The sequence below is a fragment of the Lactobacillus agrestimuris genome (genome assembly GCF_943193025.1).
Classification (GTDB): domain Bacteria; phylum Bacillota; class Bacilli; order Lactobacillales; family Lactobacillaceae; genus Lactobacillus; species Lactobacillus agrestimuris.
This window is the reverse complement of the sequence record NZ_CALPCQ010000023.1, coordinates 18,007-31,792: the sequence shown is the minus strand read 5'-3', so window position 1 is coordinate 31,792 and position 13,786 is coordinate 18,007. Positions and strand designations below refer to the sequence as shown.

Annotated in this window: 16 protein-coding genes and 1 other RNA gene; all 17 read right to left on the bottom strand. The window is 33.7% G+C overall.

What is annotated here, in order from left to right; genetic code table 11:
* Positions 1–98 precede the first annotated feature (98 nt).
* On the bottom strand, positions 99–1,556 hold the full coding sequence (locus NFR82_RS07395) for a sensor histidine kinase (protein WP_251717649.1): 1,458 nt from the start codon (positions 1,554–1,556) through the stop codon (positions 99–101).
* Positions 1,553–2,278 (bottom strand): winged helix-turn-helix domain-containing protein, encoded by a 726-nt coding sequence (locus tag NFR82_RS07390; protein ID WP_251717648.1) that lies wholly within the window; start codon positions 2,276–2,278, stop codon positions 1,553–1,555. The genes NFR82_RS07395 and NFR82_RS07390 overlap by 4 nt, the downstream gene beginning before the upstream one ends.
* 5 nt (positions 2,279–2,283) lie before the next feature.
* Positions 2,284–2,676, bottom strand: coding sequence for an SdpI family protein (locus NFR82_RS07385; RefSeq protein WP_251717647.1), 393 nt, complete (start codon positions 2,674–2,676; stop codon positions 2,284–2,286).
* Positions 2,677–2,700: 24 nt separating this feature from the next.
* Positions 2,701–3,669, bottom strand: coding sequence for a mannose-6-phosphate isomerase, class I (gene manA, locus NFR82_RS07380; RefSeq protein ID WP_251717646.1), 969 nt, complete (start codon positions 3,667–3,669; stop codon positions 2,701–2,703).
* A gap of 74 nt (positions 3,670–3,743) precedes the next feature.
* On the bottom strand, positions 3,744–4,907 hold the full coding sequence (locus NFR82_RS07375; RefSeq protein WP_251717645.1) for a MalY/PatB family protein: 1,164 nt from the start codon (positions 4,905–4,907) through the stop codon (positions 3,744–3,746).
* Between the two features lie 8 nt (positions 4,908–4,915).
* Positions 4,916–5,806: a DUF3737 family protein gene (locus NFR82_RS07370; protein ID WP_251717644.1), complete on the bottom strand. Its 891-nt coding sequence runs from the start codon at positions 5,804–5,806 to the stop codon at positions 4,916–4,918.
* A gap of 177 nt (positions 5,807–5,983) precedes the next feature.
* Positions 5,984–6,350, bottom strand: a transfer-messenger RNA (tmRNA) gene (ssrA, locus tag NFR82_RS07365).
* A 50-nt stretch (positions 6,351–6,400) separates the two neighbouring features.
* Positions 6,401–7,585 carry an acetate/propionate family kinase gene (locus NFR82_RS07360; protein ID WP_251717643.1) on the bottom strand — a complete coding sequence of 395 codons (1,185 nt, stop codon included), beginning with the start codon at positions 7,583–7,585 and terminating at the stop codon, positions 6,401–6,403.
* Between the two features lie 44 nt (positions 7,586–7,629).
* On the bottom strand, positions 7,630–8,631 hold the full coding sequence (locus NFR82_RS07355; RefSeq protein WP_251717642.1) for a class I SAM-dependent methyltransferase: 1,002 nt from the start codon (positions 8,629–8,631) through the stop codon (positions 7,630–7,632).
* Positions 8,632–8,803: 172 nt separating this feature from the next.
* Positions 8,804–9,250, bottom strand: a complete 447-nt coding sequence (locus NFR82_RS07350) for a ComGF family competence protein (protein WP_251717641.1) — start codon at positions 9,248–9,250, stop codon at positions 8,804–8,806.
* A gap of 43 nt (positions 9,251–9,293) precedes the next feature.
* Positions 9,294–9,512: a type IV pilus modification PilV family protein gene (locus NFR82_RS07345; RefSeq protein ID WP_251717640.1), complete on the bottom strand. Its 219-nt coding sequence runs from the start codon at positions 9,510–9,512 to the stop codon at positions 9,294–9,296.
* Positions 9,502–9,915 carry a type II secretion system protein gene (locus NFR82_RS07340; protein ID WP_251717639.1) on the bottom strand — a complete coding sequence of 138 codons (414 nt, stop codon included), beginning with the start codon at positions 9,913–9,915 and terminating at the stop codon, positions 9,502–9,504. Before NFR82_RS07340 ends, NFR82_RS07345 begins: the two co-directional genes overlap by 11 nt.
* Position 9,916: 1 nt before the next feature.
* On the bottom strand, positions 9,917–10,222 hold the full coding sequence (gene comGC / locus NFR82_RS07335; protein ID WP_251717638.1) for a competence type IV pilus major pilin ComGC: 306 nt from the start codon (positions 10,220–10,222) through the stop codon (positions 9,917–9,919).
* Positions 10,222–11,226, bottom strand: a complete 1,005-nt coding sequence (locus NFR82_RS07330; RefSeq protein WP_251717637.1) for a type II secretion system F family protein — start codon at positions 11,224–11,226, stop codon at positions 10,222–10,224. The genes comGC and NFR82_RS07330 overlap by 1 nt, the downstream gene beginning before the upstream one ends.
* Positions 11,192–12,169: a competence type IV pilus ATPase ComGA gene (gene comGA, locus NFR82_RS07325; RefSeq protein WP_251717636.1), complete on the bottom strand. Its 978-nt coding sequence runs from the start codon at positions 12,167–12,169 to the stop codon at positions 11,192–11,194. Before comGA ends, NFR82_RS07330 begins: the two co-directional genes overlap by 35 nt.
* Positions 12,170–12,295: 126 nt before the next feature.
* Positions 12,296–13,024 (bottom strand): YebC/PmpR family DNA-binding transcriptional regulator, encoded by a 729-nt coding sequence (locus NFR82_RS07320; protein ID WP_251717635.1) that lies wholly within the window; start codon positions 13,022–13,024, stop codon positions 12,296–12,298.
* 86 nt (positions 13,025–13,110) lie between these two features.
* The gene (locus tag NFR82_RS07315; protein ID WP_251717634.1) at positions 13,111–13,629 is read right to left on the bottom strand and encodes a VanZ family protein; all 519 of its coding nucleotides are present in this window, start codon (positions 13,627–13,629) and stop codon (positions 13,111–13,113) included.
* Positions 13,630–13,786: the final 157 nt, after the last annotated feature.

The window sequence follows — 13,786 nt, the reverse complement described above, 5'->3', positions numbered from 1 at the left end:
AACTCCGATAGAATATCGGAATCACGCCTTAAATAATCCTATGTTTTAAACTGTCCAATTTTTGGGTCTCAGTTCAACTAACTAGTTTCTTTTTTCATTTACTCAACAAATTTTTCGTATCCTTTATCGTAAATTGTAACTGTAAAGGTCGAACCCTTTCTTTCTTCAGATTCTACTTCAATTTTTCCACCATGCTGTTTAATCAATGAAGAAACAATCGATAAGCCCAAACCTGATTCACCTGTCCCCATTCTTGCTCTTGAAGGATCCGCCTTAAAGAAACGCTCAAAGATGTACTTTTCTTGCTTCTTATTCATCCCAATTCCATTATCTTTAACAGAAAGAATCGCTGCATGTGGTTCTCGCTTTGCGGAAACTATAATTTTTCCATCTCTAGTGAATTGAATGGCGTTCTGAATCAGATTTACCATTATTTGAGTAAATCTATCACGATCTGCATAAATTGAAAGAGAAGCCGGAATATCAAAGATTAATTGATCATTTACCTTTTGAGCATTAGGAGTTAATTGAGTATCTAAGTCTTTTAAAACTCTAACAGCATCAAATTGCGTTTTCACTAAACTAATCTGATTGCTGCGAATTTTTTCGTAATCCAAGTTTTCATTAACCAATCTGATTAAACGCTTAGTTTCTCTACCCATCAAATCATACGATTTTGGTTTAGATTCTTCAGGAATCGCATCATACTGAAGGCCCTCAATAATACCATTAATTGTTGTTAACGGCGTTCTCATTTCATGTGCAGCATCAGCCATAAATTGATCCCGACGTTCTTCCTGAGCCTTTACTTCATCATTTGATTTCTTTAATTCACGAACCATTCGGTTAAAGTTTGCCGCTAATTGATCAATTTCATCTTTATTTTTATGGGGAATTTGAACATCAAAATTACCAGCTGCTACTTTATCAGCCGCATTCGATAATTTCTTAATCTTATTTGTTGAATAGTATGACAAAATAAGGCTAAGAATTAAACCAACAAGTAAAGTAACAATTAAAGCATTAAACAAATTTTGTTTGGCCATCATAATTGGCCTTTCAACATCTTTAACAGTTGAACCAATCCAAATAACTCCAATTAACTTAGAACCATTCATCCACGGAACCAAAACACCAGTATAGTCGCTTTTAGTTTTCCCAATGACTTGCTGTTCTGAACTAGAATTATTATTTCTGATTTGGATTTCATGACCTTTTTTCAAAGTATTAAAGACATTATTTGATAGTTTAACTTCACCAGAAATAACTTTTGGATAAACCTGTTCATTGTCTTGATTAAAAATTCCGAACTGAACATTGTCTCGTTTCAAAACAAACTGAAGCTGATTCAAAAATTCATCACTTAAAACCATGTTTCCACCATTGCTAGTGGATTTTGCCATTTCCCCGATAGCCTTAGCATAACTATCCATTCTTTGAAAATTTTGCGAATATGCTTGATTTCTAACAGTATCCAACTCTGAATATCCAATAATGAAAACTGTTGTAATAATAATCAAAAAAAAGCTAAGCATATGTTGATAAATTAATTTCATTTGCCAACCTGCGAGTCATCAAACTTATAACCAACGCCCCAAACTGTTTGAATCACTTGAGGACCAACTTTTTCCATCTTTTGACGCAATTTCTTGATATGAGCATCAACCGTTCTTTCTTCACCATAATATTCATATCCCCAAACAAGCTCAAGTAACTGTTCTCTTGAAAAAACCTGCTTAGGCTTTTGGGCCATTGTAAACAATAGATCAAATTCTTTTGGTGTTAATGTTGTTACTGCTTTACCATCAAATAATACTTCACGTCTAGATTTTGAAATTTTTAAATGATCAGTCTCAATATCATAATCATTATTTACATTTTCTTCGGCTTCTGTCACCGGACCTTCTTCCATCATTACACGGCGATGAAGGGCTTTGATTCTTGCAATTAGCGCTATAGGACTGAAGGGCTTAGTTACGTATTCATCCGCTCCAATTCCTAATCCTAACACTTGATCTGACTCACTATCACGAGCAGTAAGCATAATAATCGGGACAGTTGGAGACATTTGCCTAACCTCTTTAGCAACCTGAATCCCATCTTTTTTTGGCAAATTCAAATCTAAAGTAATTAGATCATACTTTGATCCATTTTCCTTAAACATCTCAACTGCTTCTTCGCCATCTGTAGCGATATCCTGAGTCCAGCCTTCTTTCTTAAAAAATAATTCCATCATCTGTGCAACGGAAGTATCATCCTCAACCATTAAAATATTCATTATTATTACCGATCCTTAAATCCTTTTACTTTTTCATGTCTTACTTTATCTGGATCAACATAATCATGAGGAAGTTCATCGCGCTTTCGCAGAAATCTTTTCAAACTCTTCTCAGTCCATACAATTGGAAAAATGATAAACAAATAAAAAGTTAACAACCAAATAAAAAAGTAGCGATCCCAACCTAAGAAATAAATTATTAGACCCAAACAAAATTGAATTGCGCCAAATAAAATTAAGTGAAAACTTGCCATTTTTTGGGCATATTTAAAACTATCTTTATTAACTTGAGCCAAATATGATAAATAGCCATAAATTCTATTAGGTTTTTTAGCAGGTGAAATAAGCCAAATAAGTCCAATGGCAATCATCACGCTTGCACATGCAATATAGATCACTACTTTTCGCTTCCTTTATGAAAATTATTTGTCTTCTCCTGGAGCAGACATTACGATTCTCATTTTACCAGTGAATGTAAAATTCTTCATCTCATTTGGAATAATTAAATTACTCCCCATCTTAAGATCCCAACTTTGTCCATCGGCTTCAAGTTTACCTGATCCTTTAATCACTGAAACTAAAAGGTATGGATGATTCTTTAAACTGGTCTTCCATGTCCCATCGAGATCAATTTGCCACAAGTAAAAATGTGGTGAAACAGGTGGCTTAACCAAAGTCTTAATCTTAGCATCTTGATCTTCATCAACATGCACATCAAGTTTTGGATCGATATGAGGAACTGTAGTCACATCAATTGACTTTTGTGTATGGAGTTCTCGCTTTTTACCAGTCTTTTGATCAACACGATCATAATCATATAAACGATAAGTTACATCACTTGATTGTTGGGTTTCAATTACTAAACTACCTTTTGTTAAAGCATGGATTGTACCAGCTGGAACATAGAAAAAATCACCAGCCTTAATTGGAACTTTACGAAGCAAATGATCCCAATCACCATTTTTGATCATTTCAGCAAGTTCTTCCTTGGTCTTTGCATGATGACCATAGATAAGATATGCACCTGGGTCAGCTTGAAGAACATACCAGCTTTCGGTCTTGCCGCGATCATTTTCAACCTTGGCTGCATATTCATCATCTGGGTGCACTTGAACTGAAAGATTATCATTTGCATCTAAGAATTTAACTAAAAGTGGAAATTCCTTTTCTTTTGGATTACCAAATAATTCTGGATGATTATGATAAACATCTCTCAAAGATTGACCCTTCAAAGGTCCCTCAGTTACAGTTGAAGCATCATCTTTATAACCTGAAATAATCCAGGCTTCTCCGACCTTTCCTTCAGGAATATCATAATTAAAAATTGTCTTTAATTTGCGTCCGCCCCAAATCTTGGGTCTAAAATATGGAGTTAAAAAAATTGGTTCCATTAAAATCACCTCGTGTTAAAGTATATACTTTTGAGGCAGCTTAATGAAACCCTTTTCTTATTTTTATCTAAAAATCATGCCTTATATTTTTCAATTGCTTTTTTTAATCTTTGCATGCCATCTTTTACCATTTCTAATGGACAAGCTAAATTCATCCGCAAAAATTGTTTTCCATTTCCGCGATACACACTACCGGCTGACACAATCAAGCCTGTTTCTTTTCTAATAAACTCTGTGAGTAATGTTGAATCTTCACTAATTCCACTTACATCAAGCCAGATTAAATAAGTTGCAGGTCCTGAAACAACCTTGATCTCTGGGAGATTATCTGCAAGATAATTTTCAGCATATTTGAAGTTAATTTCTAATTGCTTTAAGAGTGCTTCACGCCAAGCACTGCCTTTTGTATATGCGGCAATCGAAGCCGGAATTGCTAATAAATTCGGTTCGGCAATTTCGTCACTATTTAACCCGCGATTAACAACATTACGAAGATTTTCATTTGGAATAATCGCTGTAGCAGCATGAAGAGCCGCTACATTAAAAGTCTTACTTGGAGAAACAAGTGAAATAACATTATCAATAGCTTCACCAGTAACTGAAAATGCTGGCGTATAGTCATTTCCAGTTCTAATAATATCTCCATGAATTTCATCAGATAAAAGTACTACATGATATTTATGACATAAGTCTGCGATTTTTTGTACCTCTTTTTGAGACCAAACCTTTCCTGTTGGATTATGGGGATTACAGAAAATCATCAACGTCGTTAATGGGTTAGCAAGCTTCTTTTCTAAGTCTTTCCAATCAACATCGTAGTCATTCCCATCAAACAAAAGATTACTTGATAAAACATGACGGCCATTATTTTCGATTGAATTATAAAAAATATTATAAACTGGCTCTTGCACTAAAACATTGTCACCAATATGTGAAACTCGTCTAACAATTGAAGAAATTGCTGGTACCACTCCTGTTGTAAAAATCATCCATTCATTATTAGGACGATGATTATGCTCTTTCTCATACCAAGAAGCCACTGCATTAAAGTAATCATCTTTTGGCCATTCATAACCGAATGCTTCAAGATTGATCTTTTGTTTCATTGCATCAACAATTTCTGGAGTAACTTTAAAGTCCATGTCAGCGATCCACATCGGAAGCTCGCCGTCTTTAACATCCCATTTAATTGAATCAGAATTCTTTCGATCAGGGCTATTTACAAAATCATAATTCATTATTATCACTAATCCTTTGGTTCTTGATTTTGATCTGAATGTCTCAATACATTACCAATTTTAGCGCAAATAATTTCCGTTTTCTCGGGATTAATCTTATCGCCGTCCAAAATTAATGTATCAATTTCTGGAGCTGATAATTTACCAGAAATTGGATTTTTAACGCTGTCGATTTTGCTAGTAATTTCTACGTCAAGATTAGATACGTATTCAAATACAAGATCAGAATGAATTAAGCTAGTATTCTTAATTTCAAGATGATCAATATAATTTAAACCTTGTTCACTCTCAATTTTGCAATTGATAAATTTAATATTCTTACTATTCCAAGCTAAATATTCACCATCGATGGTTGAATCATAAATTGTCACATTTTCACAATTCCAGAAAGCATCTTTTGAAATAAAAGTAGAATTATGAACTTCAATATTTTTAGCCCCATCAAAAACATAATTACCGATTACACTAACATGATCAAGATAGATATTTTCGCTATCTTTGCCAAAGTAATCACCATTAATTTCACTATTAGTAATTTTGATGTCCTTACAAGTCCACATAGTTTCTTCAGCATCAGAAAAATGAACATTATTCAGTGTGATATTAGATGCTCGTCTGAACAATTTTGGCGCTTGAAGAGCCGAATCAGTGATTGAAATATTATCTGTATACCAAATCCCACTACGTGACATAGTTTCAAAAGTTGTATTCGTAAGTTCTACATTTTTGGCATACCAAAGTGGATACTTCCATTTAAAGATTGAATTCTTAATATTAACATTTTTGGCTTCTTTTAAAGGAGATTCACCATGACCAAATGTAATACCATCAAGTTCAAGATTATTTGCCCCGTAAAGGATTCTTTCTCCTTCAAAATATTTATTATTGTAGTTAATCATTTTGTCTCCTTATTAATTACTTTTTTGATTTGTTAAATAAATGTTAGTCTAAAATTTCTATAATGTATAATACTTATTTATCTTTAATTACTATAAGTAAAAGTAATAGATGTTTAATATAAATTTTATAACAAAAACCGCTCTAGACATGGGTCTAAAGCGGTTTTTAAGTTATATTAGTGGAGATGAGGGGAATTGAACCCCTGTCCAAACGTATCTCGTCAATGACCTCTACGATCATAGTTATATTACTTGAACTTCACTAGTCCAAAACGCCATATAACAGGGCTAGAATGAACTAGCTAACCTGTTAGGACTCTTTTTAACTATTCAGGTGAGGTAGTTAAACGTAACTCGCTAATGTTGATACTTGAAAGAAACCACGAGTGAGCTCCGATCAAGCAACACATGCGCTAAATTAAGCAGCTAATGCGTAAGAATTACTGTTTTTTGCAGTTAATTTTAAAGTAACGTTTTTACGTAGACGTAACCTACGAATCGCAGTCAAAGCGGGTCTACGCCTGTCGAATCCCAAAACATCCCCGTATTGAGAACATATCTAGTATACATGTATTTAGATATGTTCTCAACTAATTAATCCAAATGAGCTAAACGCACAACATCACGTTCAATCATCAATTCTTCATCAGTAGGAACAATTAATGCTTGAACTTTTGAATCTGGCTTGGTAATAAATTTTTCACCATTTTCACTGTTTGCATCTAAATCTGGTTCAAGACCAAATACGTTCAATGCTTCCATTACTGCCTTACGAACACCCTTATCATGTTCACCAACACCAGCAGTAAATACAACAGCATCTGCTCCGCCCATTTCGGTAATGTAAGCACCAACATAGCGAACAATTCTATTAATAAAGATACTGCGTGCCAATTTAGCGCGTGGATTTGGATTATGCTTCAAATCTCTCATATCTGGAGAAATACCGGAAATACCCAATAAACCAGATTTATGATTCAAGATCTTTATCATCTCGTCAATTGACATATTTTCTTTATCCATCACAAATTGTAAAAGTGAAGGATCAACATCACCGGATCGAGTAGACATAGTAATTCCTGCTAATGGAGAGAAGCCCATTGAAGTATCATATGATTTTCCATTTTTGACAGCTGTTATTGATGCACCTGAACCAAGGTGACATACAACTAACTTAAGATCCTTAAGATCCTTCTTCATTAATTCTGCGGTTCTACCAGAAACGTAACGAACTGAAGTACCATGTGCACCATATTTACGTGCGCCATACTTTTCATACCATTCGTAAGGTACAGAATATAGATAATGAATATCATCCATACTTTCATGGAATGAAGTATCGAATACAGCAACTTCAGGAACACCTGGAAGCAGCTTCATAAAGGCCTTAATACCTTCTCCTTCAGCTGGATTATGAAGTGGTGCATAAACTGCTAACTTGAAAATTTCATCAATGTTTGATTCATCAATAATAGCTGAATCCTTAAATACTTCACCACCAGCAACAACACGGTGTCCAACACCGACAATTTCATTCAAATCTTCAACTACATTGTATTTCTTTAAAGCATCTAATAATAAACTTACTGCTTTTTCTTGATCTGGAATAGCTACGTCTTCGACATGCTTTTCACCATCAGTAATTTCAATTGTGAATGTTGAACCATCCAATCCAACACGATCTGCAATTCCTTCTGCCAAAACTTTTTCTTTTGGAAGAGAAAATAATTTATATTTAAAAGATGAACTCCCTGAATTTATTGCTAAAACTTTCTTCATACTACCCTCCGATATGTAATTTTTAATAAATATAATTTCACAAACTAATGATTAGTTTTAGTATACCACTCGTTTAGCTTTACGTTGAACTTTATTAACGCCTCTTCATCTTTGAAAGAGTCCAACTTTGTGAGCAAAACCTCACTGCTGGTAGCGCTTTCGCCATGATTTTGGAATACTAAAATTGTTTTTTGATTTAATTTATTTTTAAACATATTTGAAGGTAATTCAACAATCGCTTTCAAATATACTTTATCTGAGAGCCATGGCATAAAGTCTGCCCCACCCTTACCAGACAAAATTGAACTTGGCACAACTAAGAATGCCATTCCAGCAGGCTTCAAGTTTTTGATAATTTGTTCAATAAAGAGTAAATGAGCAAGTGAGTGACCTTTTTCTGACTTAGTAGCAAAATTATTGGCGTTTTCATCAATTGGATAATAGCCAATAGGCAAGTCGCTTACCACTGCATCTGCTGGTTTTACCATCCAAGGCATTAACGCATCTTGACGATATAAATCGATATCTAGATTATTTAAATGAGCGCCAATATCTGCAAAGCTAAGCATTTCTTCATCATTATCAATTCCAACAAGATCATAGACATTCTTAGAATGATTGGCCGCTTTAAGCTGATTTATGATTGAGTATAAAAGTTCACCCGTACCAATAGCTGGATCTACAATTTCTAATTCTCGATTAGGCAACATCTTTTGCATAAGAAGTGCAATAACAGTAGAAACAATAGCAGGAGTTGGCATTTGATTAACATCTCTACCATCTTCTGTAATAGCTTTAAGTGTTAAGAAAGTAAAAATTTGAACTTTTACTTTTTGTGGTAAATGATCGTAATCTAGTGAAGCATACATTTTACTTAATTTGGCAACTGTAGCTTCATCAGGAGCTCCATTTTCAACTTTAATTTTGCCTTCTTCAAGATTATCAAAAGTTTCAGTCAAAGCTTCACCAAATGAAACATTTAAATTATCTTGTAAGGTAGTTATACAACTCAAAAATTGATTAAAGATATTTTCTAAATTTTCCATACTTCACCCTTCTTTTAATTACCTTACTATTTTAAAGAAAGGATTTTTTTGGTGCAAGTAAAGTCAATTATTCTTTAAGTATTCAATAATCATTTGGTTGTTTGCAACATTATTATAAAAAATCTCCTGATAAAGCTTTATAAATAATAGACAAGTCGCTAGGACTAAAACGCTACTCAGCAGTGCGCTCCCGTTCATCTTTTTTCGACTTTTTCTTTTCATCTTCATAATCACTTTCTTTTTGATCAAATTTAAATACTAATTCAGACTTTCTACCATCTTTTTCTTTAATATCGATTTTTATCTGATCTTCATCGGTATGAAATTTCGCATCTTCAACATTTAAGAGTAAAGGCATATGGCCTGCACTAGGCGTCCTTATTCTAATCATGGATTCATATTGAGTTATTACATAAATATTTGAATCTTTACCATCTTTTTTTCTAAATGCTGCTTTTTTATAGCTAGTTAATTCGGGCAGAGTATATACTACATCCCCATCATGTAAAAATTTATCTAATTGGACATAGGCATAAGCAAGTTCATCACTTTGATGTTTAACATGATTTGCAGTCCTCAAGTTCATCAATAGATTTCGCAGAATTAAAATTACAATCATAGTAATAAAAATCGAAAAAACAGCCTCTGCTAATAAGAATCCTTTACTCTTCATTTAAGTAATAGACATGATCATGAATGCGAATACTATTTAAATCATTATTTTTCATAATACGTTCGGCTAGTTTCGCGTCAGTCCTTTCCTCCATAATTTTTTCTATTTTTTGCCCCTGAACTACGATCAAGGCCAAAATAGTCACACTAAAAAAGCTAATCACTAAGGCCATCATACTTTCAATAAATATAAATCCCTTAATCTTCATATAACATCTTGCCCCAAGTCATTTGAATTCTAACCTTTTTATCTTTTTTTCCATTAGTAAAATAAAGCGTTCGTGGTCTAATCGTTCCTTTACGAGAAATCTCAAATTGTGAAAGATTTTTAATCCTAATGCTTTTATCAATATCGATATTTCTTTTAAAATGATCACTAGAAATTACTACTCGAGAACTTTTAGCAAAATAAGTAATATTTGTCTCCTCATCATTCAAAAGACTGACTCTACTTCCTTGCTCTAAAGCAGTCATCGTTTCCTTCACTGTATTTTCAAGAATAATATCTGCTTGATAATCTTTTAAATAAAAAGTTCCAATCGTCAGCAATCCGCACATAATTATTAAAGAAATTAGAGTTTCAAGAATTGTGAATCCTACTAATCTTTTCATTTTATCGAGGAACGACTTCTCCACCTTCAAGCTTATAGTTCTTGGCTTTCTTAAGCTGATCGTTAGTCAAATACTTTTCTCCCAAGGCTTCTAATGATTCAGGTTCTTTATCATGTTCATTTTCATATAGCTCAACTTGAGTTTGCAAAGTAGTCTTAAAAGCATCATCTGTCTTCTTTTCTGCATTTTTCTTTTGTCCAACTAAATTTGGTGCAATTATTATCAAAAGTAAAACTACAATTGCAATTACAACTACCATTTCAATTAAAGTGAATCCTTTTTGCTTTTTAGCTAACAATTTTTTCATTATATTCCTCTCATCATCGAATACATTGGAAGTAATAATTTTAAATACATTCCAATTACGCATAATCCTATTAAAACAAAGCAAATTGGTTGAACATTTATAACCAACTTTTCAATTTTTCTAGTTAATTCATTAAATAGGCTTTTTCCTAAAATTAAACATTGTTGACTTAAATTTTTTCTCTTCGAGCCAGTCTGCAGCAAAATTAGTAAACTATCTGGTAAAAATACTTCATTTTTAATTATTTGTTTTAAATTCTTTCCCTGCATTAACTGCTTACCAATTTTTTCTCCCAGATATTGCTGCAGAGAACCTTCTTCTTGCTGACTTGCATATTCACACATTTTTTGAAGGGAAAATCCACCTGATAACAACAATCCAATATCATAAATCAGTAAATAACTTACATAGGTCTGAATCGTTTTCCCAATTAAAGGATATTTGCTTAACTTTTTCATCGATTGATAATCCTGTTTTGCAAGTAAACTCAAGATTTTTACGAACCAATATATCCCAGCTGTAAATAAGATAATTAATCCTAAAATTAATATATCTCCAGAGTGTTCATCGCTATCACTAAATTGACTTGAAACAAAAGTCTGCATGAAGACCAGCAAAATAATCATCATCGTGGCTAAGACAAAGGGATATGTGAGTTCTGCTTTTAATTTTTTGATTTGTTCAATTTTTAATCTATTTAAAATTACCAATTGATTCAAACAATCAACTAAATTTCCCTGTTGCATTGCCAAGTTTATTTGCGTAACCGTTGTCTTAGAAAATCCTAATTTTAAAAGCGACTTTGAAAACTTTTCTCCGGCCTTCATTTGTGCATCCAAATTTTCCATCATTTCTCGCTTTTTAGGCCATAATATCGGCATTAACTCAATACTGCTACTAAGCGAAAAGCCATTATCCAGACTATTAGTTATATAATCTAAAAACTCAACCTGCTCTTGAAGATTTAGTTTATCCTTCTTGATAAAGTTCGAAGATTTCATCATCAATCATTTCCTCCAAATGAAGCTTATTTAAATTTTCTTTCCAAGCAATAAAATCTCCTCTTAACTCATCTTGTATTTCTGCAAGTAGCTGCTTTTCACTAGCAATATCAACCAAACACGATAAATGACCATTAGCAGCCGGAATTAATCGCTGATACGAAACCGCAGTTAAACAATTTAATAATTCTTCCCTTGTAATTCCTAACCCCTCTAATCGAGAAATTGTTTGAATCGTACTTTTAGCATGAACTGTAGCAAATACTAAATGCCCACTTAAGGCGGCATCTACTGCGAGGCGCGCCGTTCCTTGATCGCGAATTTCTCCAACAATCAAAATGTCTGGCCGATGTCGTAAGGCTGCTTTTAACAAGCTAACATAATCAATCTCAGCATCAACGTTAACCTGTGTTTGGAAAAATTTTTCTTCATGAACTTCCACCGGATCTTCAATCGTCATGACAACCTTATCTTTTCCAAGATCTTTAGCGAGTTCATACATTGTCGTTGTCTTACCTGAACCAGTAGGCCCACTTGTTAAAATCAACCCTCTTTTTTTGGCTAAACTTTTGAGTTTTTGCAATTGCTCAGGGAAGAAGTAATTACTGGTCGAAGTTTGATAAATAATTCTGATCACTAAAGATTCTTGATCATTAAAATCACCTAAACTTGATAATCTTAAGTAATACTCCTGTCCTTGATATTCAAAGACCATTGCACCAACTTGCGGCCTTCGATGTTCAGAAATATCCATTTGAGCAGCATACTTAAAAAAGTTAATAATTTCTCTTCCTTGATCAGAAGGATACTTTTCACAAACTTCAAGTCCTGCCTCCTTACGAAAACTAATTACCATCAAATCTTTCTTAGGCAAAATAAAGATATCACTTGTATGAGAATCAATTGCCACTTTAATTAGGTCATAAACTTTTTCCCTTATTTCCATCGAAATTTTTACCTCCCTCATTATTAAGTACGCAAAAAAAGTAAAAAATTCCGAAAAAAGTTCAAAAAAGTACAAAAAAACACTCAACTAAAAAAGTTGAGTGCTAAATAGTCTTAAAATTTATAATTATTCATCATCTGCTGCAGCAGTGTAAACATTTTGAACATCGTCACTATCTTCAAGTGCATCAACTAAATGTTCAAATTGTTCCTTCTTATCTGCTGGAACAGGAGTAGTGTTTTGTGGAATCATAGTGAGTTCTGCAGCAGCAAGCTTGTAGCCAGCCTTTTCAAGTGCATCACGTACTGAAGCGAACTGCTTAGCATCAGTGTAAATTTCAAATGCATCATCACTAGTTTGTAAATCGTCACCACCAGCATCCATAACATCAAGTAAAACTTGATCTTCATCAGCATCAGTAGTTGAACGATCGATTACGATATAACCTTTACGGTCAAACATGTAGGCAACTGAACCGGTAGCTCCAAGAGAACCACCGTTACGAGTGAAGGCTACACGTACATCTGAAGCAGTACGGTTCTTGTTATCAGTTAAAGCTTCTACTAAAACTGCAACACCACCTGGTGCATAACCTTCGTAAGTAATTTCGTCGTAATGCTCATCTGAGTTACCTTCTGCCTTCTTGATAGCACGTTGAATGTTATCCTTAGGCATGTTAGCTGAACGAGCCTTATCAATTACCATACGCAAAGTTGGATTTCCTGAAGGGTCAGGACCACCACTCTTTGCAGCCATATAAATTTCACGAGATAACTTTTGGAAAACTTTACCTCTCTTAGCGTCTTGCGCATTCTTGCGGCCTTGAATATTGTGCCATTTTGAATGTCCTGACATAAAGGATCCTTCTTTCTTTGTTTTAATATTTGTCAACGTTAATAATCTTAACTCACGACCGTTTAAAATTCAATATTCTCACGGATTTAAACCGATTTTTTATTAATTTTATGGTAGATTGCAGTAATTATTACACACAATACAATTGCAAGTAATGCGCCCGACCCATCTAACATAACGTCAAAGATACTTGGAGTTCTGTCTCCAGTTAAATATTGATGATATTCATCAAAAGCTGCAAGGCCAATCACACTTAGCCAGCTCATAATTGGAGCCATCCAATTTAGTCTAAAGATTCGCTTTAACCCTAAATACGAAAACATCCCTAAAATAAAATATGAGCCAAAGTGTGCAGCCTTTCTAATAACGAATTGTGCCATACTTGCCACACCGCCATCATTGTGCGCATTATGCCAATGGCCGCCATAATAAATATTCCAGTTTCCAACCAGCTCTTCCATAAAGCGCAAATGCGTGTGAATGAAGCCAGGTTTCATTTCCTGCTCATGATAAGTCATTGAACTTGAAATAAATAAGGCAAGAAGCATCAAACCAGCAATAACCAAATATATTTTTTCTTTGTTTGTAAATTTAAATTTTTGCATATATCAAACCTCGAAATTATTATAACAATCTATTTATTAACTTAATACCGCAATCTTTCAATTAATGCTAGTCAGATAGGACTTTACTAGGTAAAATAAAAACGTTGGTCAAATTTAAAGGAAAGCGTCTCATAAGATTGAATGTAAAATTTAAAAA

Coding starts and splice junctions, on each gene's coding strand:
- NFR82_RS07330 (WP_251717637.1), bottom strand. CDS start 11,226: ATGATGAAATCTTCGAACTTTATCAAGAAGGATAAACTAAATCTTCAA.
- comGC (WP_251717638.1), bottom strand. CDS start 10,222: ATGAAAAAATTGTTAGCTAAAAAGCAAAAAGGATTCACTTTAATTGAA.
- manA (WP_251717646.1), bottom strand. CDS start 3,669: ATGGAACCAATTTTTTTAACTCCATATTTTAGACCCAAGATTTGGGGC.
- NFR82_RS07320 (WP_251717635.1), bottom strand. CDS start 13,024: ATGTCAGGACATTCAAAATGGCACAATATTCAAGGCCGCAAGAATGCG.
- NFR82_RS07355 (WP_251717642.1), bottom strand. CDS start 8,631: ATGGAAAATTTAGAAAATATCTTTAATCAATTTTTGAGTTGTATAACT.
- NFR82_RS07345 (WP_251717640.1), bottom strand. CDS start 9,512: ATGAAGATTAAGGGATTTATATTTATTGAAAGTATGATGGCCTTAGTG.
- NFR82_RS07390 (WP_251717648.1), bottom strand. CDS start 2,278: ATGAATATTTTAATGGTTGAGGATGATACTTCCGTTGCACAGATGATG.
- NFR82_RS07370 (WP_251717644.1), bottom strand. CDS start 5,806: ATGATTAACTACAATAATAAATATTTTGAAGGAGAAAGAATCCTTTAC.
- NFR82_RS07395 (WP_251717649.1), bottom strand. CDS start 1,556: ATGAAATTAATTTATCAACATATGCTTAGCTTTTTTTTGATTATTATT.
- comGA (WP_251717636.1), bottom strand. CDS start 12,169: ATGGAAATAAGGGAAAAAGTTTATGACCTAATTAAAGTGGCAATTGAT.
- NFR82_RS07350 (WP_251717641.1), bottom strand. CDS start 9,250: ATGATTGTAATTTTAATTCTGCGAAATCTATTGATGAACTTGAGGACT.
- NFR82_RS07375 (WP_251717645.1), bottom strand. CDS start 4,907: ATGAATTATGATTTTGTAAATAGCCCTGATCGAAAGAATTCTGATTCA.
- NFR82_RS07340 (WP_251717639.1), bottom strand. CDS start 9,915: ATGAAAAGATTAGTAGGATTCACAATTCTTGAAACTCTAATTTCTTTA.
- NFR82_RS07315 (WP_251717634.1), bottom strand. CDS start 13,629: ATGCAAAAATTTAAATTTACAAACAAAGAAAAAATATATTTGGTTATT.
- NFR82_RS07360 (WP_251717643.1), bottom strand. CDS start 7,585: ATGAAGAAAGTTTTAGCAATAAATTCAGGGAGTTCATCTTTTAAATAT.